This is a genomic window from Enhydrobacter sp., from assembly GCF_030246845.1.
Taxonomy (GTDB): Bacteria; Pseudomonadota; Alphaproteobacteria; order Reyranellales; family Reyranellaceae; genus Reyranella.
Genome location: NZ_CP126889.1, coordinates 2,667,579 through 2,686,025, shown reverse-complemented (window position 1 = coordinate 2,686,025; position 18,447 = coordinate 2,667,579). Strand labels below are relative to the sequence as shown.

Genomic DNA, 18,447 nt, shown 5'->3' with positions numbered 1-18,447 from the left:
GAACGTGCAGCAGGCCGGACGTTCCGGCAAGCCGGCAAACGGCCTCCCTTCGCGCGTGGTGCGTCCTCGCCGCCAGCGCCGGCGCCGGCGAATGCCACCGCAAGACAAATCGGACTCCTGCATGGAAAGAGCCTAGGCTGAGCCACGCGGATTTCCCGCGCGCCGGAGGCCGGCGGAAAGGAGCCCATGGCTCGACGTCGTCGCGGCAACCGCGAGTTCAAGAAGTCCCGCAAATAGGCCGGCCGTACCGATCTCCCGTCGCCGCCGTCGGCGACAAATCACGCGATGCCGCCCCCTCCCGCCCGACCTCCAATCGAAGGAAGACAGACATGACTGCAAAGGATCTGCATTTCGGTGCCGACGCCCGCGACCGCATGCTGCGCGGCGTCGACCTGCTGGCCGACTCGGTGAAGGTGACGCTCGGCCCCAAGGGCCGCAACGTCCTGCTCGACAAATCGTTCGGCTCGCCGCGCATCACCAAGGATGGCGTGACGGTGGCCAAGGAGATCGAGCTTTCCGACAAGTTCGAGAACATGGGAGCCCAGCTCGTGCGCGAGGTCGCGACCCGCACTTCCGACACGGCCGGCGACGGCACCACCACGGCGACCGTGCTGGCCCAGGCGATCGTGCGCGAGGGCGCCAAGTCGGTCGCCGCCGGCATGAACCCGATGGACCTCAAGCGCGGCATCGACATCGCGGCGGACTGGGTGGTCGAGGAGCTGAGGGAGCGCTCGCGCAAGGTCTCGACCCGCGAGGAGATCGCCCAGGTGGGCACCGTGTCGGCCAACGGCGACAAGTCGATCGGCGACATGATCGCCAAGGCGATGGACAAGGTCGGCTCCGACGGCGTGATCACCGTCGAGGATGCCAAGAGCCTGGAGACCGAGCTCGACATCGTCGAGGGCATGCAGTTCGACCGCGGCTTCCTGTCGCCCTATTTCATCACCAACGTCGAGAAGATGACCTGCGAGCTCGAGGGGGCGTACGTGCTGATCCACGAGAAGAAGCTGGCGGCCCTGCAGCCGCTGCTGCCGCTGCTCGAGCTGGTGGCGCAGTCGGGCAAGCCGCTGCTGATCGTCGCCGAGGAGATCGAGGGCGAGGCGCTCGCGACGCTGGTGGTGAACAAGCTCCGCGGCGGCCTCAAGGTGGCGGCGGTCAAGGCGCCGGGCTTCGGCGACCGCCGCAAGGCGATGCTCGAGGATCTCGCCGTCCTCACCGCGGGCCAGCTCGTGAGCGAGGAGCTCGGCATCAAGCTCGAGAGCGTGACGCTCGACATGCTGGGCAACGCCCGGCGGGTGCGGATCGACAAGGACAACACCACCATCATCGACGGCGCCGGCAAGAAGAAGGACATCCAGGCGCGCGTGGCGCAGATCAGGGCGCAGATCGAGGAGACGACGTCGGACTACGACCGCGAGAAGCTGCAGGAGCGGCTGGCCAAGCTCGCGGGCGGCGTGGCGATCATCAAGGTGGGCGGCGCCACCGAGACCGAGGTCAAGGAGCGTCGCGACCGGGTCGAGGACGCCATGCACGCGACCAAGGCTGCGGTCGAGGAAGGCGTGGTCGCAGGTGGCGGCGCGGCGCTCCTTTATGCCACCCGCGCGCTGGCGGGCCGGCGCGGCGGCAACCACGACCAGCAGGTCGGCATCGACATCGTGCGGCGCGCCCTGCAGGCGCCGCTGCGCCAGATCGCCGAGAACGCCGGCTTCGACGGCGCGGTGGTGGCCGGCCGGCTGCTCGACCAGAAGGACGTCCATCTCGGCTTCAATGCCCAGAAGGACGAGTATGTCGACATGATCAAGGCGGGCATCATCGACCCGACCAAGGTCGTGCGCACGGCGCTGGAAGGTGCGGCCTCGGTGGCGGGGCTGCTGATCACCACCGAGGCGATGATCGGCGAGCGGCCGGAGCCGACCCCGCCCGCGCCGTCGGCCGGGATGGGGGGCATGGGCGGTATGGGGTTCTAGACCCCGGCCGCGTTCGTAACCGGGAGGCGCGCATGGCCCTGCGTCCGGAATATTCCCTCGGCCACTCGCAGTACAACGAGTTCCTCTTCGCCGCGATCGGCGAGGAGAAGACCGGCCCGCTGACAGTGCTGTCGGCCCTGACGCGGCTGGGCTTCGACCCGTGGCAGGAGGCGGCCCGCCTGGCCGACCTGCCGCGAAACGCGGCCATCCGATCGTTCGCTGGCACGATCGCGGGCCTTCCCGAGGGAAACTGGACGGCGTCGGATGCGACCGCCATTGCCGCACGCTTGGTGGCTTGGCTGCCTGCCGGCAGCGTCCCGCCGATCCCGACGCTGAAAGACGCCCCCTTGCACGGCGGCCCACGGCATAGATCCGGACTAGCGACCTGGACGATCCTGACGTTGGGCGTCCTGTTCGTCGCTGCGCTCTATGCGGCGATGCACTTCTAGGCTGGCCGCCCGGCGGGCGGGTCGTCAGCTCGAGACCTTCGAGGTCTCCAGCAACGCGTGCAGGCGCTCGGCGAGGCTCGGGATGCCGCCGGTCTTGTCCATGAAGTCGATGGCGCCGCCCTTGAGCGCCATCTCCTTGAGACCGGCGGTCGAATGACCAGTCAGGAACACGACCGGCAGCCAGTTGCCCGCCCGGCGGGCATGCGCCAGCACGTCGATGCCCATCATGGCCGGCATGTACCAGTCGAGCACGATCACGTCGGCCCGCATGCCGCGCGCGAAGGCCGCCAGCATGTCGGCGCCGTCGGCGAAGCTTCTTACCGTGAAACCGAGATCTTCCAGCTCGCCGGAGGCGGCTTCGCGGAAATCGTCGTCGTCGTCGACCAGGACAAGATCGATTGGCCGGTGGTGACCGGTCAGGCTGGGCCCACAGCTAGCCACGGTCCGCGATGGCCCCATGTAATTCATCATTCAGCCGAATACCCCCACTCAGCGAGAGTCTGCGCTCTCTTGGCCAGCACCGACGCCTCTGCTGGCAAGATATCTTCTGCCCTGACGGAAAGGGAAGGAGGGCGCAAAATTGTCACAATCGCGCGAAACCGGTGTTCATCGCAGAAATTTGCAGCGATTTCAATGGGACAACGCCGCAACCGGTAGTTCCGGCACTCGAACTTTTCGCTTTCCGTGTGCGGGCAAATTTGGTTATTAGACGGGCGGGGGCGGGGGCACTTCCGTAGGGGTACGGAACTCTCCGCTAGTGTGTGGAGAGACTCGAAATGCTCGAAATCGCAGGCAATCGTGCGCCCGAGCGCGCGCGTGCGGTGCCGACCGTGGACACCGCGACCAAGCCAATCCGACTGATCCTGGTGGACGACGACGTCGATTTCCGCGACGCCGCCTCGGCCGAGCTGGAGGATCTCGGCTTTTCCGTCACGAGCTTCGCGGACGGCTGGCGGCTTTTGGCCGCGGCCGCCAACGGGCTCGCCGCCGACATCGTCGTGCTCGACTGGATGATGCCGGCGATGGCCGGCCTCGACCTGCTGAAGCGCCTGCGCGAGGCGGGTGTGCCGTGGCCGGTCGTGTTCCTCACCGGCCGGTCGACGCCCTCGCTCGAAAGCGAGGCGCTGGATCACGGGGCGCTCGACTTCGTCGACAAGACCCGCGGCCTGCCGATCCTGGCCCGGCGCGTGCGCAAGATTCTCCAGAGCGCGCAGGCGCCCGCCGAGGCGGCCGCGACGGAGGACATCGTGCAGCGCGGCCCGCTGCTGCTGAACGGCAGCACCAAGCGTGCCTTCTGGGATGGCGCCGACATCAACCTGACGCTGATGGAGTTCCGCGTGGTGCGCTTGCTGGTGACCAGCGCCGGCGACTTCGTCAGCTATCGCGCCGTCTACGACGTGGTCCATCATGCGGGCTTCATCGCCGGCAGCGGCGAGAACGGCTACCGCAGCAACGTGCGCTCCACCATCAAGCGCATCCGCATGAAGATCCGCGCCGTCGATCCCACCTTCGACCGGATCGAGAACTATCCATCGTTCGGCTATCGCTGGGAGGACGACGCTGGCGGCGCGGCCGCGCCATCAAGCGACGCCCTGTCGGTCCGCGCCTGAGCGACGCCGAAGTGCGCTCCCCCGAGCGCCCATCGGAGCGCGCCGCTAACAAGAAGCAAGATCAGGCATCCAACCAGTGTCGTGTCATCGCGAGCGACGCGAGGGATCTTTCGCGACGTCAACCAAGGATCCTTGCGCTCGGGATGACACAGCCTTGCCAAAAGCACTTGTTCATACCCGAGGGCCGGCTCTTCGCCGGTGACGAACTCCATTGGCGCAATCGGCCTGCTTGCCGGACGGCCTCTATTTGAAGCGCGGCATCACCTGCTCGCACAGGAGCCGCAGCGCCATCATCACCCGCTCGTGCGGGATCAGGCTGCCCGGATTGAGCTCGGCCAGGATGCCGTCGAGGCCGAGCTCGTCGCGCACCTGCTGCAGCCGCTCGACGACGACGGCCGGCGTGCCGACGATCATGCGCTCGCGCAGCACCTCCTCGTAGTCGATCGACTGCATCCGCGCGCCGCGTTCGGCGCGGTTCTCGATGGCGCGCGCGCCCGAGGCCGTCGCCGACGCCGCCAGCCGGTCGCCGATATGGCGCAGCAGGTGCATGATGCTCTCGCGCGGCTCCTCGCGCGCGGTCTCCTCCGTCGCCGCGACATAGACCGGCACGCGCAGATAGACCGCGCCGCCTCCGGCATGGCCCGCCCTCGCCCAGGCGGCGCGGTAGCGCTTCACGTGCGGCGCGAGCTCGGAGAGATCGCCGGTGCGGGCGGCGACGAAGATCGGATGGCCGAGTGTCGCCACCTCCTCGTAGGTGTCGGGGCTCGCGGCGGCGACCCGGATCTCGGGCCATGGCTGCTGCACCGGCTTCGGCGCCAGCCGCACGTTCTCGTAGGCGAAGTACTTGCCCTGGTACGAAAAGCGCTCCTCGCTCAGGGCGCGCTTCACGATCAGCAGCGTCTCGGCGAAGCGCTCGCGGCTCTCGCCGTAGTCGACGCCGTAGGTCGCGTAGGTGTGGGCGAAGCCCGAGCGGCCGACGCCGAAAATCAGCCGGCCGTCGCAGAGCTGATCGACGGTCGCGACCTCCTCGGCGAGCCTGAGCGGATGGCAGAGCGGCAGCACCTGCACGGCCGTGCCGATCCTCATGCGCCTGGTGCGCTGGGCGATGGCGGCGGCCAGGATCAGCGGCGAGGCGAGCACCGAGCGCTCGGGGACGAAATGCAACTCGGCCAGCCACATGGCGTCGAGCCCCAGACGCTCCGCGGCGTCGACCTGGGCGAACGACTGGCGGAACGCCTCGGCCGCCGTCGCGCCCGGCGGTTGCTGGAACTCATGGAACATGCCGAATTCCATCGGCTCCCCTCCCGGAGAGGAAGTCTCCTGCCAGCATAGACCCCGCGGACGGCCATGCTCAAACGAACCGGAGGTGCCGGTGCCTGTATGGGCGGCGCTCAGCGCCGGGCGGCGGCCTCAATGAGCGGGGCCTTGCGGAGCTGCACGCGATACTCGCGCACGAGGGCCGAGAAGCGCTTCATGTCGCGGCCCGTCAGATGCCGTCGGATCGAGGCGCGCTGGGTCAGCGGATTGACCGGCCGGCCGCGGCGATGGAACTCGTAGTGCAGATGCGGGCCGGTCGCGAGGCCGGTGGAGCCGACATAGCCGATCACCTGGCCCTGCCGCACATGCACGCCGGGCCGGATGCCGCGGGCCAGCCGGGACATGTGCCCGTAGGCGGTGGCGATGGTGGCAGTGTGCCTGAGCTCCACGTAGAGGCCGTAGCCGCCATAGTAGCCGGCCTGCACGACGACGCCGCGACCCGCGGCGAGGATTGGCGTGCCCTTCGGCGCGGCGAAGTCGACGCCCGCGTGCATGCGGCTGTAGCCCAGGATGGGATGGCGGCGCATGCCGAAGCGCGAGCTGATATGGGAGGCGTCCATCGGCGTGCGCAGGAAGGCCCGCACGACGCTGTTGCCGTCGGGCGTATAGAACTGGCGCGAGCCATGGGCGGGCGTGAAGGCGACGACCATCACCTTCCGCTTCGCAAGCTGCAGCTCGCCCGCCAGGAGGCGCGCGCGGCGCGCCACCCGGCCATCCGTGGTCACGCCCTCCTCCAGCAACAAGGCGTAGGGCGCGTTCGGCTTCAGCTCGCGCTCGAAGTCGACGTCGTAGGACAGCGCCCGGATGAACTCGTGCAGGGCCTCAGCCGGCGCGCCGGCCCGCACACCGCTTGCCAACAGCGAGCCGACGCGGTGGGTCGCCACGCGCACGATGCGCGGCTGCACCTCGTAGACCGTGACGTCGCCGTCGTAGGAGCCGTCGTCCTGGCGGGTGACGACATATTCGCGCTCGGCCTGCGGCCGCACCTGCAGCGACAGTAGGATCGGCGCGCCGCCGGCATCGGGCGAGGGCCGCAGTGACAGCCGCAATGGCTCGCGGGCGGCGAGGGTCTGCTTCTTCAGCAGCCGGTCGAGCTCGACCACGGCGGCGGCGCGATCCTCGTCGGCAATACCGATCTCATCCAGCACGTCGGCCGGCGTGTCGCCGCGCTGGAGCTCCACCGTCATGTCGTATGGCTCGTCGAGCGCCGGGGGCGGCGTTGCCTGCCTCGCCGCAACGGCATCCTGGTCCACCGCCGCGTCCGGCCCCGCCGCGGCGACATCCCGGCCCACCGCTTCGTCCACTGCGACCGCGAGCTGGAAGTCGGCCGAGGTCGGCGGCGAGGGCGGTTCATAGGACGCGATCTGGGGAACGACCTGCACGCGTTCGGAAACCGGCACCTCCGCGACCGGGGCCTCGGCGATGGGCGCCTCGATGGCCGCAACGGGCGGACGCGGACGCAGGGCGATCACCGCGCAGACCGCGGCCATGATCAGGAGGAAGCAATGGACCGGCCATGGCGGTGGCGCGATGGCGACGCGATGTCGGCCCGACGAATGGGAACTGCCCGTCATCAGCACGAATTGTTGGCGGCCTGCAAGGGCCACGTGATTGGGGGTCGTCGGAGGTTCCGATTCGCTTAGCACCATCCGGCGTTCGATGTCGCCAGGAAATTGCCCACCGGCCCGGCCGATGCGACGATCAGCCGACCATGGTGAGAACGGCGCCGTAGTGCAGGCCGGCGCCGAGCAGCACGAAGGCGTGCCAGATCGCGTTCTGGAACGGCAGCGCGCGCCAGAGATGGAAGATCACGCCGACCGTGTAAAGGAGGCCGCCCGCGCCCAGCAGGGCAAGGGTCGTGATGTCCATCGCGTGCACGAACGGCCCGATCGCGACGAGGCCGATCCAGCCCAGCGCCAGGTAGAGGCCGGTCGAGACCGGCTCGATCCAGCGCGGCCGCAGCAGCTTCGCCGCGATGCCGAGCCCGGCGATCGCCCACACCGCGCTGGCGAGCGCGGCGCACCAGATCCCTTCCAGCCGCAGCACGACGAACGGGGTGTAAGTGCCGCCGATCATGGCGAAGATCGCGGCATGGTCCAGGCGCTGCAGCCAGGCGCGCAGCCGGCTCCCGCGCAGCAGATTGTAGGCCGCGGAGCAGCCGAACATGGCGACGAGGCCAGCGGCATAGATCGCGATCGGCGCCAGGTCGGCCGGCGTCGTGTCGAAAGCCGCCAACACGACCAGCGCGATCGCCGCCGGCAGGCCGAGGCCCACGCCCAAGGCATGCACCACGCCGTCGGCCACGAGTTCGGCGGTGGTCGGCAGACGGGAAGCCGCTTCGATCATCTCCGGATGCACATGGTCATGGAGAGACTACGGGCAAAACCCAGCCGGCATCCCGGGGCGCGACATCCTGCCCAAATCGCAGGACCGGCCGTTGCCCATCGAGACGAGTCGTCGCGGCCGCAACCGGCCTGACCGTATGCCGTTATCGGTGACGAATTGGATATTTGCCGAGCAGATACTGTCATGAATGCCGATATTCTCGAGACGAGCGAATTATTTCCGACTGACGCCGGTGAGGCAACGATGGCGGGAACGCCGCGACGGGCCGCCTTCGAGGACCGTTTCGAGCGCGAGCTCGTTCGGCTGGACCGCAGGGGCCGTGAACCGGAGGCTTGGGAGGCCGAGAGCCTGCTGAGCGCACTGGGGGCGGCGGCGATGAAAGAGTTCGAGCTGGCTTGCGCCCTCGTCGACTCCGTCCGCACCCCACCTTCCGCATCGCCGCGACAGGCACCTCGACGGCAGGCCATGTCGATTGCCGCGCTGCGTCGGTGCTTCGGACGGCTGTGCGCCTAACGGGCGCCGCATTCCCTCACAGATCGCCGACCGCATCGGCAGCCCCTGACGAGGCGTTGTTCTCCGACGCCAACGATCGAAGGAAGCGACGATGCGCATCATTCTGTTGCCTGCCATTGCCGGTCTCGCCCTCGCCGGCCTCGGTACGCTCGCCTTTGCCGGCGACAATGACCGGACTCCCGGTACCGGCACAACCCGGCCCGGCCAGGACAATGCCCTGCCTATGGACCGCCATGGCGTGATCCGACCGGCCGAGCCGAACACCCGTGATCCCAACCAGGCCGAGGTGCCGGGCACGCGCGACAATCCCAACATCAGGGATCGTGACAGAAGATTCGATCCGGCTCTCCCTCCGCCGGCGCAGAAGGATATCGATCGCGACAAGGAGCCCCTGATCCACTGATCCCTCCCCCGAAGGGATGGAGGATTGGCCTTGCCGCGGCGGGAGGATAGGCTGGCTGCGATGGCCCCAGACGCGACGAGCACACCGCCCTTCGATTTCCGCCGGGTGCGCGGCAACGACTTCGATTTCTGCTGGGGCCTCTATCGCGAGGCGCTGCAACCGCTGAGCGTGGGCGTCTTCGCTTGGGACGATGCCCTCCAGCAGCGCCACGTCCGGGAAGCGCTCGCCGACGAGGGCGCTTCAGTGCTGGTGAGCGAGGGCAGCGACGCCGGCTGGCTGCATGTCAGCGAAACGCGCTTCGCCATCCATCTCGGCCACCTCTATCTGAGGCCGGAGAAGCGCAACCAGGGCCTTGGCACTGCCTTCCTGACCTGGATGAGCGATCGCGCCCGGCGCAAGGCCAAGGACTTCACGCTCGATGTGATGAAGAACAATCGCGCCCGCCTCCTCTACGAACGGCTGGGCTTCCGGCCGGTCCGAAGCTCCGCCCGCACAATCACCTTGCGGCTCTGAGCGCCGACAGGGAACCTCGTCGGCGCATCTGCGTTACGGGTTTCACGAGGCCACGGAGGCAGCGCGATGGTGACTGCGGAAGGGTTCGGCAGGCTTCCCGAAGCTGAGCACGGCGCGCAGCTGCGCAAGGCCGTGATCGCCGCCACGGTCGGCACGACCATCGAGTGGTACGACTTCTTCATCTACGGCACCGCCGCTGGTCTCGTCTTCGGCAAGCTCTTCTTTCCCAACGAGGATCCGCTGACGGCGACGCTCGCGGCCTTCGGCACCTATTTCGTGGGCTTCGTCGGCCGGCCGATCGGCGCCGCTATCTTCGGCCACTACGGCGATCGCATCGGGCGCAAGGCGACGCTGATCGCGACCCTGATGTGCATGGGTCTCGCCACCTTCGCCATCGCGCTGGTGCCGACCTACGACTCGATCGGCATCTGGGGTGCCGTCATCCTGACCATCCTTCGCGTGATCCAGGGCATCGGCGTCGGCGGCGAATGGGGCGGCTCGGTGCTGATCTCGATGGAGTGGGCACGCGGCCACGGCAATCGCGGACTGGTGGCCTCGTGGCCGCAGTTCGGTGTCCCCGCCGGACTGTTCCTCTCCAACCTCGTGATCCTCGCCTTCAGCGCCTGGGCCGGCGACAATTTCCTGAGCTGGGGCTGGCGCATTCCCTTCCTGCTGTCGATCATCCTGGTGGGGGTCGGCCTGTGGGTTCGGCTCGGCATTCTCGAGACGCCGGTGTTCCAGAAGCTGATGTCCGAACGCAAGATCGAGAAGGCGCCGATCGCCGAGGTGATCCGCCGGCAGCCGCGCGAGATCCTCCTGTCGGCGCTGCTGCGTATGGCGGAGCAGGCGCCGTTCTACATCTTCACCGCCTTCGTCTTCGCCTACGCGACCCGCACGCTCAACATGTCGCGCGACTTCGTCCTCACCGCCGTGCTGTGCGCCTCGGTGCTGTCGTTCGTGACCATTCCGCTTTCGGGCCATATCTCCGACCGCATCGGCCGGCGCAAGATGTACCTGATCGGTGCCGCGGTGACCGGCCTGTTCGGCTTCCTCTATTTCGGCATGATCGACACGGCCTACCCGTCGGCGGTGTTCATCGCCATCGTGCTGTCGCTGATCCCGCACGACATGATGTACGGTCCGCAGGCCGCGCTGATCGCCGAGGCCTTCACGCCGCGGCTGCGCTACAGCGGCGCATCGCTGGGCTACCAGCTCGCCTCGATCATCGCCGGCGGCCCGGCTCCCCTGATCGCGACCGCCTTGTTCGCCGCCTACCAATCGGGCTACGCCATCGCGATCTATATCGCGGCCTGCGCCGTCGTCAGCCTGATCTCCGCGGCGCTGATGCCGGACTACACCGGCCAGGACATCTCCGCCGAGTACGACGGCACGCAGTGACGAAAACGGGCGGCTTTCGCAGGCCGGCCGGGTGAGGATCGATTCTGACGACGAGCGCGCCGACCGTGCGCTACGATCTGCGTCATGCCCGCCAAGAAAGTCCTGGTCGCCGGCGCCACCGGCCTCGTCGGCTACGCCGCCATGAAGCACTTCGCGCGAGACGAGAAGTGCGAGGTGATCGCCCTGTCGCGCCGCAGGCCGGACGAGTCGTTCGGCGCACGCTGGCTGCCGCTCGACCTCGGCGACGAGGCCGCCTGTGCCGCGCTTGCCCCGTACTTTGCCGGCGTTACGCATCTCGTCTATGCCGCACTCCATGAACGGCCGGGGCTGGTGGCCGGCTGGCGTGAGGACGAGCAAATCCGGACCAACGACCGGATGCTGCGCAATCTCTTCGGTGTCCTCGAACGCGCAACATCCGCCTTGCGGCATGTCGCGCTGCTGCAGGGAACCAAGGCCTATGGCGTCCACGTGCGTCCCATGCTCGTGCCGGCGCGCGAGAACCGTTCGGAGATGCACGAGCAGCCGAACTTCTACTGGAACCAGGAGCGCTACATCCGCGGGCGCCAGCAGGGCCAGGGCTGGAGCTGGTCGATCCTGCGGCCCGTCCTGATCGTGGGCGATTCCGTCGGCAGCGCCATGAACGTCATCCCGGCCCTCGGGGTCTACGCCGCCATGGCGCGCCACGCAGGAAAGAAGACGCTCGACTATCCCGGCGGCGTGGGCCGCGTGGCTCAGGCCGTCGACGCCGATCTTCTGGCGCGCTGCATCGCCTGGTCAGGGGAAGCAGCGGCGGCGCGCAACGAGATCTTCAATGTCACCAACGGCGACGTCTTCGTCTGGCCGAATGTGTGGCCGGCGATCGCCGAGGCGCTGGGTTTCGCCGGCGGCAACCACGTGCCGCTGTCGCTCGACCGGCAGATCCGTCCCCGCGAAGCCGAGTGGACGGAGATCCGCAAGACCCACGGCCTGCGGTCGGGCTCGCTGAAGGAATTCGTCGGCCTGTCGTTCGAATACGCCGACTACACCATGGGCCACGGCCGCACCGAGCCCGGTCCGCCGGCCCTCGTCTCGACGATCAAGCTCATGCAGGCGGGCTTCCACGACGTCATCGATACCGAGGCCATGTTCGCCAAGGCTTTCGCCGAGATGCAGGCGAAGCGCCTGCTGCCGCCCCGGTAAGCCGCCGACCGCCCCGGATTGATCACAACGCGTGGCGACCGGCCCTCGATTGGCCACACGCCGCATCCCCGACCCGGAGCGTACCGTGACAGGCGACGACAGGGAGGATGTCGTGCGCAAGATCGGCGTCGCCGCGCTGTGGTTGGGTCTGGGCCTCGCCGCCGTCGACCTGGTCGCGCGGGCGATCGAGCGGATCTTGCTGACCGCGCCGTCCTTCCTGATCGCCGACCGCGCCGCTCCCCAACCGCTCAGCGCCAGAACGGATCTTCCCGGCAGTACGCCGCGCGCGCCTTGAGCGCCTTCTCGAGGAGCTTCGGCCGCCTCGCCTCGACCCAGTTGATCAGCGCCCCCGTCGCCGGGACGAGGTCGAGGCGGCCATCGCCGGCAAGTCCCACGAGCCGACGCTGCGCCGTCTCGAGATCGTTCAGGGCGCCGAGCTTCCTCTGCAGGACATTGCAGCGCTTCACGTAGCGAGAGGCCTTCGATCCGAGCAGGGCATCGAGATATTCGATGCCGTAGCGCAGCTTCTTTGTGCTCTTGCGCAAGGCATGGAGGCTGGCCGGATCGTCGGCATCGCTGCGGTCGAGCCGCTTGGCCACCTTGTCCTCCAAACGGTCGAGCAGATGCGGGGCCAACTGGCGAAGCGGCAAATTCCGATCATGCGGCGCCAGCGCGACCGCCGGGCCGCCGCTCCAGAGGCGAAAGGCCAGCACGAAACGCGCGAACTCGGGCTCGCCGATTGCCTTCTTGGCCGCCTGATGGGCGGCGTGCCGCTGCCCATCGGCCGCGATGCGCAATGGCTCGATCCAGCCCCGATCGACGCCATCGGCCTCTGCCTGCGGCAAGGTCTCGCTCGCAAGGACATCCCAGTCGCGCGCGAGCCCCAGGCAATCGCCGAGGCGACGCAGCTCGCCGGTGAAGCGACGACGGCCGTACTCCTCGACGAGTGGCGCGAACAGGACCAGCAGCGAGCGCAGGCGCCGGATGGCGACTCGCATTTGATGCACGCCTTCCGTCTGCTCGCCGCGCAGCGCCGCCGGCTGATTGGCAAGCAGATGCGCCAGAACGGAGCCGGCGAGTCGCGTGAAGCCATCATCCACCGAAGCATGCCGATCGACCGCGACGGGCACGGCTTTATGAGCGCGCAACCCGTGGCTGTTACACAGCCGGTAGCCATGGCCGGCCGTGCTCTCGATCTGCAGCGACAGCGGCGCCGCCTGCACGAGGTCGAGGCCGAGATGCAGGAGGCTCTCCTCCGATCCCTGCTTCAGTTGGAGCGCGAGCTCGCTCAACGGTTCGCTCTGTCGCTCGGCGACGACCACTCCCTGATCCAGTGTGAGCTCGACATTGCCGCCATCGGGGTGCAGGAGCCGACGGCAGCGCTGCACGTCGGCATGGAAGAGCGGCCGCAGATCGTCGCCGTTCTTCAAGACCGACAAAAGGCCGGGAACCTCTTCCAGGCACGCTCGATCCGGAGCGGCATCGGCAATCGACCATTCCCACTTCTGGTGATGCAGGCTCGAACCGTCCTCGCCTGTCTCGACGGTTTGCACATACTTCCCGGCACCATCGGCACGATGTCTTATTGTCAAATCGAGGCCCGCCTGCCGTAGCGCGAGGTCGGCGGTATCGTAATAGGTCGTGCGCTCGGCCCGGCTGGCGGCAGGGCTCGCAGCCTCCTCATGCAAGGCCACATATCGCTCGATGATACGCCGTGCGTGGGGTGAAAGGGCGAACCTGAGCTCGGTCTCCATGAAGTGGGAACGCGCCTCGGCCATGCGAGTTTCTTCGCACGATCTCCAAAAAAGAACGGGCCCGGCGGATGGTCCGAAGACCGTCCGCCGGGCCCGACGCCCCCTCGAGCTATCTCCTATTCCCCGAACGCACCACTTTGCATGTCGCGATCGGCCGAATGCTGGATGCTCCCCGGCATCTTGAAGCCGAAGAGCGTGTCCGCCAGCGTCTCTGTCGCGCCGCTGGTCACGCCCATGTAGAGCAGGCCCGCGAGCGACAGCTTGATCGACCAACGCAGCAGGAAGCGCATCGAAACCTCCAAACCACGCGCGAAGCATAGGTTCCGCGGCGCTGCGCATACAGCGCCCGATCGTATCAATTGTTGTGGAGCTTCCCGCGTCGGCTCGAAAAGGCGGCCCGCACATGCTCGGCGAGATCGCGTGCGGCGGGATCGAGGCCGGGCGGCGCATAGAGATTGATGCGGAATTCAGGCAGGGCCGGAAGCTTCGCCTCGCGGCCGAGGATCTCGAACCGGTCGGGCACGGTCGAGCGCAGCAGAGGCGCCACAGCGAGACCCGCCTCGAGCACGGCATAGACGGGCTCGAGTCGGCTCACCTCACAGACCGGCCGCCAGTCGCGGCGCGCCTTGCCCAGGGCCTCGATCGCCACCGGCCGGAAGACGCAGGTCGGCGCACCGAGCGACACCGGCAGCGGATCCTTGAGATGGGCATCGCCGCCGGCAGCGCCCACCCAGACCAGCCGGTCGGTGCGCATGGTCTCGCCGTGGCGGCCGCATTCGGTCTCGGTCGTGAGCGCGAGATCGACGCCGCCCGATCGCAACGCGTGGCGCACCACCTGAGAATCCTCGCACACGAGACTCACGCGCACGCGCGGCTGCGCTTTCGCGAAGCCGCGCAGGATCGGTGGCACGACGCTGGCGATGATGTCGTAGGGCACGCCGAGCCGGACCTCGCCCTCGCATGGCGGCGCGCGCATGGCAGCGAGAAGGTCGTCGCTCTGCGCCACGAGGCGCCGCGCCTGCGCGATCAGCCGCTCGCCGGCAGGCGCCAGCGCCAGCCGGCGCCCTTCGCGCTCGAACAGGCATTGCCCCAGCACCTCCTCCAGCCGCTTGATCTGCTGGGACACCGCGGCCTGGCTGACAGCCAGCGCCGACGCGGCATGCGTGACGCCGCCCGAGTCGATCACGGTCAGGAAGGAGCGCAGCAGCCCGATATCGAGATTGCGAAGCATGAACAAATCATAACCAATCTTGAAAAATCATATCAAAAATATTCGATATTCTTATTTATTGAAGCACGCCAAGCTTGTCCGCGATCGGAGGGAGATCATGAACACAAAGATTTCCGGCCTGTGGGTGCCGCTGGTGACGCCGTTCAAGGATGGCGCGGTCGATCTTGCGAGCTACGAGCGCCTGGTGTCGCACTACCTCGCCTGCGGCGCGGACGGTCTGCTGCCGCTCGGCACGACAGGTGAATCGCCGACGCTCGACGAAAGCGAGGCCGAGGCGGTGATCGAGCGCACGCTGGCGGTGACGGCAGGACGGGTGCCGGTGCTCGTCGGTATCGGCGGCAACGCCACGCACAAGGTCGCGCGCACGCTGCAGCGGCTGAGCCATCTGCGCTTCGATGGAATCCTGTCGGTCTGCCCCTACTACAACCGGCCCGGCCAGGACGGCCTCGTGCAGCATTTCCGCACCATCGCCGGCGCGACCGACCGGCGGGTGATGATCTACAACATCCCCTACCGGACCGCGGTCAACCTCTCCAACGATTCGCTGATCGAGCTGGCGCAGGTCGCCAACATCGTCGGCGTCAAGGACAGTTCCGGCAGCATCGTCCAATCGCTCGATCTTCTGGCGCGCAAGCCGGCGGGCTTCTCGGTCCTCACCGGCGAGGACGCGCTCTACTTCACCATGATGGCCAATGGTGCCGACGGCGGTGTTCTTGCTGCAAGCCATCTCGCGACCGAGCGCTTCGTCGAGGTCGGACGTCGCTTCGCGGCCAACGACGTCGCGGGCGCACGCCAAGTCTGGGCGCCGCTCGCCGACTTCGTGCCCTTGCTGTTCGCCGAAGCCAATCCGATGCCCATCAAGTATTGCCTGTGGCGGCAGGGCCTGATCGCGTCACCCGAGTGCCGCCTGCCGCTGACGCGCGTCTCCGATGCCCTCGCACGCCGGCTCGACCGGGTCTTCGCCGAGAGACGCGCGGCCTAGGCCCGGGCCTTCAGGAGATCGCGGATCTCGGTCAGCAGTTCTTCCTGCTTGGTGGGCGGCGGCGGCGCGGCCGCCTCCTGCTTGGCGAACAGGCGGTTGATGCCGCGCATGATCAGGAACAGCACCCAGGCGATGATGATGAAGTTCACCGTCACGGTGATGAAGGTGCCGTAGCCCAGCGTCGCGCCCGCCTTCTTGGCGGCGTCGTAGGTCGCCGCCTGGTTCGAGGCCGAGGTGAGGCCGATGAAGTAGTTGCTGAAGTCGAGCCCGCCCGTGATCCAGCCGATGATCGGCATGATGATGTCGTCGACCATGGACCCGACGATCTTGCCGAACGCCGCGCCGATGATCACGCCGATGGCGAGATCGACGACGTTGCCGCGCATCGCGAACTTCTTGAATTCCTGAAGCATGACCCTATCTCCCTGTTGTCAGGTGACTCGAAGCCAGACCAGCACGGCCGAGACCGTGAACACCGACGCTATCGTCGATAACAACACGGCCGCCGTGTTCTGCTCAATAGAGATGTCGAACTGCTTGGCCAGCACGAAGGCGTTGGCCGCGGTCGGTAGCGCCGCCATCAGGAGCGCCACCTTTCCGGGCACGGAATGAAGATCGACGAACAGCGACAGCAGCACGGCCGCGAGCAGCGGCTGCAGGAGGAGCTTGATCAGCGTCGCGAGCCCGGCCTCGAGGAGGCCGTGCCTGATCGACTTGTCGGCGAGGAACAGACCGATGGCGAAGAGCGCGCACGGGGCGGCCGCGGCGCCCAGCAGATCGACGAACTTCGCGGCCGGCACGGGAACCTCGAGCCCGATCGCCGAGACCGCGAGGCCGAGCGCGATCGACAGCGGCAGCGGATTGCGCGCCACGTTCCAGGCCGCACGCAGGAAGGTCTTGAACGGACCATGGCCCGCCGCGACCTCGAGCTCGATCATCATCACGCCCAGCACCATCGCCACGACGGCGGTGACGATCACCGTCAGCATGGCAGGCGGCAACCCGGCGTCGCCGAAGGCGGCGAGACAAAGCGGCACGCCCATGTAGCCGACATTGCCCCACGACGCGGCGATGCCCTGGAGGCTCATGGCCGCGAGCCCGCCGCCACCGCGGCTCGCGACGCGGGTCGACAGCATGCCGAGGCCGAAGGTCGCGAGCACCGCAAGGCCGAAGCCGCCGAGAAGCGCAGGGTTCAGCACCGTCGCCACCGGCGTGCGCGCCAGGGTGCCGAAGAACAGGAGCGGCAGCGCGAAGAGGCTGACGAACCGGTTGAGCGCGGTCGTCGCCTCGGCGCCCAGCAAGCGGAACCGGCCCGCGAGGTAGCCGGCAAGGATGACCGCGAAGATCGGCGCGGCGACGTTGAGGATGGCCTGCACGCTGTCTGCTTTTAGCAAGACATTAAGAATTTGACACAACAGATACAAATCAAATAATATTTTTTCATCAGAGGCCGCACCGCCCCTCCTCCGACAGCGGCCCGGGAGATGTTCGCATGCGTCTTTTGCTCGCCAGCCTCGCGGCGGTGACCGCGGTTGCCTTCGCCGCCCCGTCCTTCGCCCAGGATACGCCGCCAGCCCCGACCCCGACGGTCAAGCACGTCAAACACAAGGCCTCGTGCAGCGCTCTGAAGAGCGAGAGCGCCAAGGCGACCTGCCTCAAGCGGGCCCATGCCCACGCCACCAAGCCGCACCACAAGAAGACCAAGAGGGTGGCGTCGAAGGCGCCGGCGGCGCCCCGCGTCGCGCCGACCGACAGCGTGCCGGCCGCGCAATCTGCGCCCTCGCCTTCACCTTCGCAGCCGATCGCCGTTCCGCCGCTGCCGCAGAAGACGCTGTAGCAATCCGCTTCGTCGGCATCGCGAGGACGCGCCGGGCACGCTAGTCTGCGCCCTCCCAAGCGAGGGAGAGCGCGATGTCCGTCCATTCCGCCGCCTTGATTTCGACCGAGGACCTCGCGCGCCGTTTGGGCGCGCCCGGCCTGCGGGTCTTCGACTGTACCACCTACCTCAAGCCTCGTCCCGAGGGCGGCTACAACGCCGAAAGCGGCCACGCCAACTACGACAAAGGGCACATTCCGGGCGCCGCCTATCTCGATCTCGGCAGCGAGCTGTCCGACACGAGCTCGAAGCTGCGCTTCACCTTGCCGCCGCTCGACGTGCTCACCCCGGCTTTTGCCGCCAAGGGCATCGGCCACGGCACTTTCGTGGTTCTCTACAGCCACGCCTCGCCGGTCTGGGCGAGCCGAATTTGGTGGATGCTGCGGGCGATCGGATTCGACGATGCCGCGCTTCTCGATGGCGGCCTCGACAAATGGAAGGCCGAGAAGCGGCCGCTCTCGAGCGAGCCCTCGAGCTACCCGCCAGCGACGCTCACCTTGCGCGCCCGGCCCGGGATCTTCGTCGACAAGGAGGAGGTGAAAGCGGCGATCGGCGACAAGGGCGCGCTCACGCTCAACGCGCTGAGCCACGAGCAGCACAAGGGAACGGGCGGCGTCACTTACGGCCGGCCCGGCCGCATCGCGGGCTCGTCCTGCGTTCCGGCGGCGAGCCTGCTCGGGCCGGACAAGGCCCTGAAGCCGATCGCCGAGCTCAGGGCGGCCTTCGAGGGCGTGGGTGCCGCGCCCGACAAGCGCGTGCTGGTCTACTGCGGCGGCGGCATCGCGGCCACGCTCGATGCATTTGTGCTGACGGCGATCCTGGGTCACAAGAACGTATCGGTGTACGACAACTCCATGCAGGAATGGTCGAACGACGCCAGTCTGCCGATGGAAACCGGCTGAGGGAGGA

General features: G+C 67.8%; 21 protein-coding genes. 12 read left to right on the top strand and 9 right to left on the bottom strand.

The window, feature by feature from the left end; translation table 11 throughout:
* Positions 1 to 329: 329 nt before the first annotated feature.
* Both groL and OJF58_RS13505 read left to right on the top strand, forming a co-directional pair.
* Entirely contained in the window at positions 330 to 1,967 is a 1,638-nt protein-coding gene (gene groL / locus OJF58_RS13510; protein WP_300785063.1) for a chaperonin GroEL, read from the top strand.
* Positions 1,968 to 1,999: 32 nt separating this feature from the next.
* Positions 2,000 to 2,416, top strand: a complete 417-nt coding sequence (locus tag OJF58_RS13505; RefSeq protein ID WP_300785061.1) for a hypothetical protein — start codon at positions 2,000 to 2,002, stop codon at positions 2,414 to 2,416.
* 24 nt (positions 2,417 to 2,440) lie between these two features.
* Here the strand turns inward: OJF58_RS13505 and OJF58_RS13500 are convergent, their stop codons facing one another.
* Positions 2,441 to 2,875 (bottom strand): response regulator, encoded by a 435-nt coding sequence (locus tag OJF58_RS13500; protein ID WP_300785059.1) that lies wholly within the window; start codon positions 2,873 to 2,875, stop codon positions 2,441 to 2,443.
* A 317-nt stretch (positions 2,876 to 3,192) separates the two neighbouring features.
* Here OJF58_RS13500 and OJF58_RS13495 point away from each other — a divergent pair, with 317 nt between their 5' ends.
* Positions 3,193 to 4,026, top strand: coding sequence for a response regulator transcription factor (locus OJF58_RS13495; RefSeq protein ID WP_300785057.1), 834 nt, complete (start codon positions 3,193 to 3,195; stop codon positions 4,024 to 4,026).
* 243 nt (positions 4,027 to 4,269) lie between these two features.
* Here OJF58_RS13495 and OJF58_RS13490 read toward each other — a convergent pair whose 3' ends face one another.
* The 3 genes from OJF58_RS13490 to OJF58_RS13480 all read right to left on the bottom strand — a co-directional run bounded on the left by OJF58_RS13490 (position 4,270) and on the right by OJF58_RS13480 (position 7,689).
* Positions 4,270 to 5,319 carry an LLM class flavin-dependent oxidoreductase gene (locus OJF58_RS13490; protein ID WP_300785055.1) on the bottom strand — a complete coding sequence of 350 codons (1,050 nt, stop codon included), beginning with the start codon at positions 5,317 to 5,319 and terminating at the stop codon, positions 4,270 to 4,272.
* Positions 5,320 to 5,417: 98 nt separating this feature from the next.
* The gene (locus tag OJF58_RS13485) at positions 5,418 to 6,917 is read right to left on the bottom strand and encodes a peptidoglycan DD-metalloendopeptidase family protein (protein ID WP_300785054.1); all 1,500 of its coding nucleotides are present in this window, start codon (positions 6,915 to 6,917) and stop codon (positions 5,418 to 5,420) included.
* Positions 6,918 to 7,044: 127 nt separating this feature from the next.
* Positions 7,045 to 7,689, bottom strand: coding sequence for a hemolysin III family protein (locus OJF58_RS13480; protein ID WP_300785052.1), 645 nt, complete (start codon positions 7,687 to 7,689; stop codon positions 7,045 to 7,047).
* Positions 7,690 to 7,872: 183 nt separating this feature from the next.
* Here OJF58_RS13480 and OJF58_RS13475 point away from each other — a divergent pair, with 183 nt between their 5' ends.
* The 6 genes from OJF58_RS13475 (at position 7,873) to OJF58_RS13450 (ending at position 11,990) form a co-directional block, all read left to right on the top strand.
* On the top strand, positions 7,873 to 8,202 hold the full coding sequence (locus OJF58_RS13475; protein WP_300785050.1) for a hypothetical protein: 330 nt from the start codon (positions 7,873 to 7,875) through the stop codon (positions 8,200 to 8,202).
* A gap of 91 nt (positions 8,203 to 8,293) precedes the next feature.
* Entirely contained in the window at positions 8,294 to 8,605 is a 312-nt protein-coding gene (locus tag OJF58_RS13470; RefSeq protein WP_300785048.1) for a hypothetical protein, read from the top strand.
* 60 nt (positions 8,606 to 8,665) lie between these two features.
* Positions 8,666 to 9,118: a GNAT family N-acetyltransferase gene (locus OJF58_RS13465; protein WP_300785046.1), complete on the top strand. Its 453-nt coding sequence runs from the start codon at positions 8,666 to 8,668 to the stop codon at positions 9,116 to 9,118.
* A gap of 66 nt (positions 9,119 to 9,184) precedes the next feature.
* Positions 9,185 to 10,516, top strand: coding sequence for an MFS transporter (locus OJF58_RS13460; RefSeq protein WP_300785045.1), 1,332 nt, complete (start codon positions 9,185 to 9,187; stop codon positions 10,514 to 10,516).
* Between the two features lie 84 nt (positions 10,517 to 10,600).
* Positions 10,601 to 11,695, top strand: a complete 1,095-nt coding sequence (locus OJF58_RS13455) for an NAD-dependent epimerase/dehydratase family protein (RefSeq protein ID WP_300785043.1) — start codon at positions 10,601 to 10,603, stop codon at positions 11,693 to 11,695.
* A gap of 85 nt (positions 11,696 to 11,780) precedes the next feature.
* Positions 11,781 to 11,990, top strand: coding sequence for a hypothetical protein (locus tag OJF58_RS13450; protein WP_300785042.1), 210 nt, complete (start codon positions 11,781 to 11,783; stop codon positions 11,988 to 11,990).
* On the opposite strand, the gene OJF58_RS13445 is transcribed toward OJF58_RS13450, so the two are convergent.
* From OJF58_RS13445 to OJF58_RS13435, 3 genes are all read right to left on the bottom strand, one after another.
* Positions 11,944 to 13,473, bottom strand: a complete 1,530-nt coding sequence (locus OJF58_RS13445) for a CYTH and CHAD domain-containing protein (protein ID WP_300785040.1) — start codon at positions 13,471 to 13,473, stop codon at positions 11,944 to 11,946. The genes OJF58_RS13450 and OJF58_RS13445 overlap by 47 nt on opposite strands.
* Positions 13,474 to 13,565: 92 nt before the next feature.
* On the bottom strand, positions 13,566 to 13,739 hold the full coding sequence (locus OJF58_RS13440) for a hypothetical protein (protein WP_300785038.1): 174 nt from the start codon (positions 13,737 to 13,739) through the stop codon (positions 13,566 to 13,568).
* A gap of 65 nt (positions 13,740 to 13,804) precedes the next feature.
* Positions 13,805 to 14,680 carry a LysR substrate-binding domain-containing protein gene (locus OJF58_RS13435; protein ID WP_300785036.1) on the bottom strand — a complete coding sequence of 292 codons (876 nt, stop codon included), beginning with the start codon at positions 14,678 to 14,680 and terminating at the stop codon, positions 13,805 to 13,807.
* A gap of 97 nt (positions 14,681 to 14,777) precedes the next feature.
* Here OJF58_RS13435 and dapA point away from each other — a divergent pair, with 97 nt between their 5' ends.
* On the top strand, positions 14,778 to 15,662 hold the full coding sequence (gene dapA, locus OJF58_RS13430) for a 4-hydroxy-tetrahydrodipicolinate synthase (RefSeq protein ID WP_300785034.1): 885 nt from the start codon (positions 14,778 to 14,780) through the stop codon (positions 15,660 to 15,662).
* Here dapA and mscL read toward each other — a convergent pair.
* Complete coding sequence (mscL, locus tag OJF58_RS13425; protein ID WP_300785032.1) at positions 15,659 to 16,075, bottom strand: large conductance mechanosensitive channel protein MscL; 417 nt, start codon at positions 16,073 to 16,075, stop codon at positions 15,659 to 15,661. The two genes, dapA and mscL, sit on opposite strands and share 4 nt — an antisense overlap.
* An 18-nt stretch (positions 16,076 to 16,093) precedes the next feature.
* Positions 16,094 to 17,038 (bottom strand): AEC family transporter, encoded by a 945-nt coding sequence (locus tag OJF58_RS13420; RefSeq protein ID WP_300785031.1) that lies wholly within the window; start codon positions 17,036 to 17,038, stop codon positions 16,094 to 16,096.
* Positions 17,039 to 17,154: 116 nt separating this feature from the next.
* Between OJF58_RS13420 and OJF58_RS13415 the strand changes: the two genes are divergently transcribed.
* Together OJF58_RS13415 and OJF58_RS13410 are read left to right on the top strand one after the other, a co-directional pair.
* The gene (locus OJF58_RS13415; protein ID WP_300785030.1) at positions 17,155 to 17,499 is read left to right on the top strand and encodes a hypothetical protein; all 345 of its coding nucleotides are present in this window, start codon (positions 17,155 to 17,157) and stop codon (positions 17,497 to 17,499) included.
* 74 nt (positions 17,500 to 17,573) lie between these two features.
* Positions 17,574 to 18,440 (top strand): sulfurtransferase, encoded by an 867-nt coding sequence (locus OJF58_RS13410; RefSeq protein ID WP_300785028.1) that lies wholly within the window; start codon positions 17,574 to 17,576, stop codon positions 18,438 to 18,440.
* Positions 18,441 to 18,447: the final 7 nt, after the last annotated feature.

What these genes read in the sequence shown, in the direction of transcription:
- groL (WP_300785063.1), top strand. Translation starts at nt 330, where the DNA reads ATGACTGCAAAGGATCTGCATTTCGGTGCCGACGCCCGCGACCGCATG.
- OJF58_RS13505 (WP_300785061.1), top strand. Translation starts at nt 2,000, where the DNA reads ATGGCCCTGCGTCCGGAATATTCCCTCGGCCACTCGCAGTACAACGAG.
- OJF58_RS13500 (WP_300785059.1), bottom strand. Translation starts at nt 2,875, where the DNA reads ATGGGGCCATCGCGGACCGTGGCTAGCTGTGGGCCCAGCCTGACCGGT.
- OJF58_RS13495 (WP_300785057.1), top strand. Translation starts at nt 3,193, where the DNA reads ATGCTCGAAATCGCAGGCAATCGTGCGCCCGAGCGCGCGCGTGCGGTG.
- OJF58_RS13490 (WP_300785055.1), bottom strand. Translation starts at nt 5,319, where the DNA reads ATGGAATTCGGCATGTTCCATGAGTTCCAGCAACCGCCGGGCGCGACG.
- OJF58_RS13485 (WP_300785054.1), bottom strand. Translation starts at nt 6,917, where the DNA reads ATGACGGGCAGTTCCCATTCGTCGGGCCGACATCGCGTCGCCATCGCG.
- OJF58_RS13480 (WP_300785052.1), bottom strand. Translation starts at nt 7,689, where the DNA reads ATGATCGAAGCGGCTTCCCGTCTGCCGACCACCGCCGAACTCGTGGCC.
- OJF58_RS13475 (WP_300785050.1), top strand. Translation starts at nt 7,873, where the DNA reads ATGAATGCCGATATTCTCGAGACGAGCGAATTATTTCCGACTGACGCC.
- OJF58_RS13470 (WP_300785048.1), top strand. Translation starts at nt 8,294, where the DNA reads ATGCGCATCATTCTGTTGCCTGCCATTGCCGGTCTCGCCCTCGCCGGC.
- OJF58_RS13465 (WP_300785046.1), top strand. Translation starts at nt 8,666, where the DNA reads ATGGCCCCAGACGCGACGAGCACACCGCCCTTCGATTTCCGCCGGGTG.
- OJF58_RS13460 (WP_300785045.1), top strand. Translation starts at nt 9,185, where the DNA reads ATGGTGACTGCGGAAGGGTTCGGCAGGCTTCCCGAAGCTGAGCACGGC.
- OJF58_RS13455 (WP_300785043.1), top strand. Translation starts at nt 10,601, where the DNA reads ATGCCCGCCAAGAAAGTCCTGGTCGCCGGCGCCACCGGCCTCGTCGGC.
- OJF58_RS13445 (WP_300785040.1), bottom strand. Translation starts at nt 13,473, where the DNA reads ATGGCCGAGGCGCGTTCCCACTTCATGGAGACCGAGCTCAGGTTCGCC.
- OJF58_RS13440 (WP_300785038.1), bottom strand. Translation starts at nt 13,739, where the DNA reads ATGCGCTTCCTGCTGCGTTGGTCGATCAAGCTGTCGCTCGCGGGCCTG.
- OJF58_RS13435 (WP_300785036.1), bottom strand. Translation starts at nt 14,680, where the DNA reads ATGCTTCGCAATCTCGATATCGGGCTGCTGCGCTCCTTCCTGACCGTG.
- dapA (WP_300785034.1), top strand. Translation starts at nt 14,778, where the DNA reads ATGAACACAAAGATTTCCGGCCTGTGGGTGCCGCTGGTGACGCCGTTC.
- mscL (WP_300785032.1), bottom strand. Translation starts at nt 16,075, where the DNA reads ATGCTTCAGGAATTCAAGAAGTTCGCGATGCGCGGCAACGTCGTCGAT.
- OJF58_RS13415 (WP_300785030.1), top strand. Translation starts at nt 17,155, where the DNA reads ATGCGTCTTTTGCTCGCCAGCCTCGCGGCGGTGACCGCGGTTGCCTTC.
- OJF58_RS13410 (WP_300785028.1), top strand. Translation starts at nt 17,574, where the DNA reads ATGTCCGTCCATTCCGCCGCCTTGATTTCGACCGAGGACCTCGCGCGC.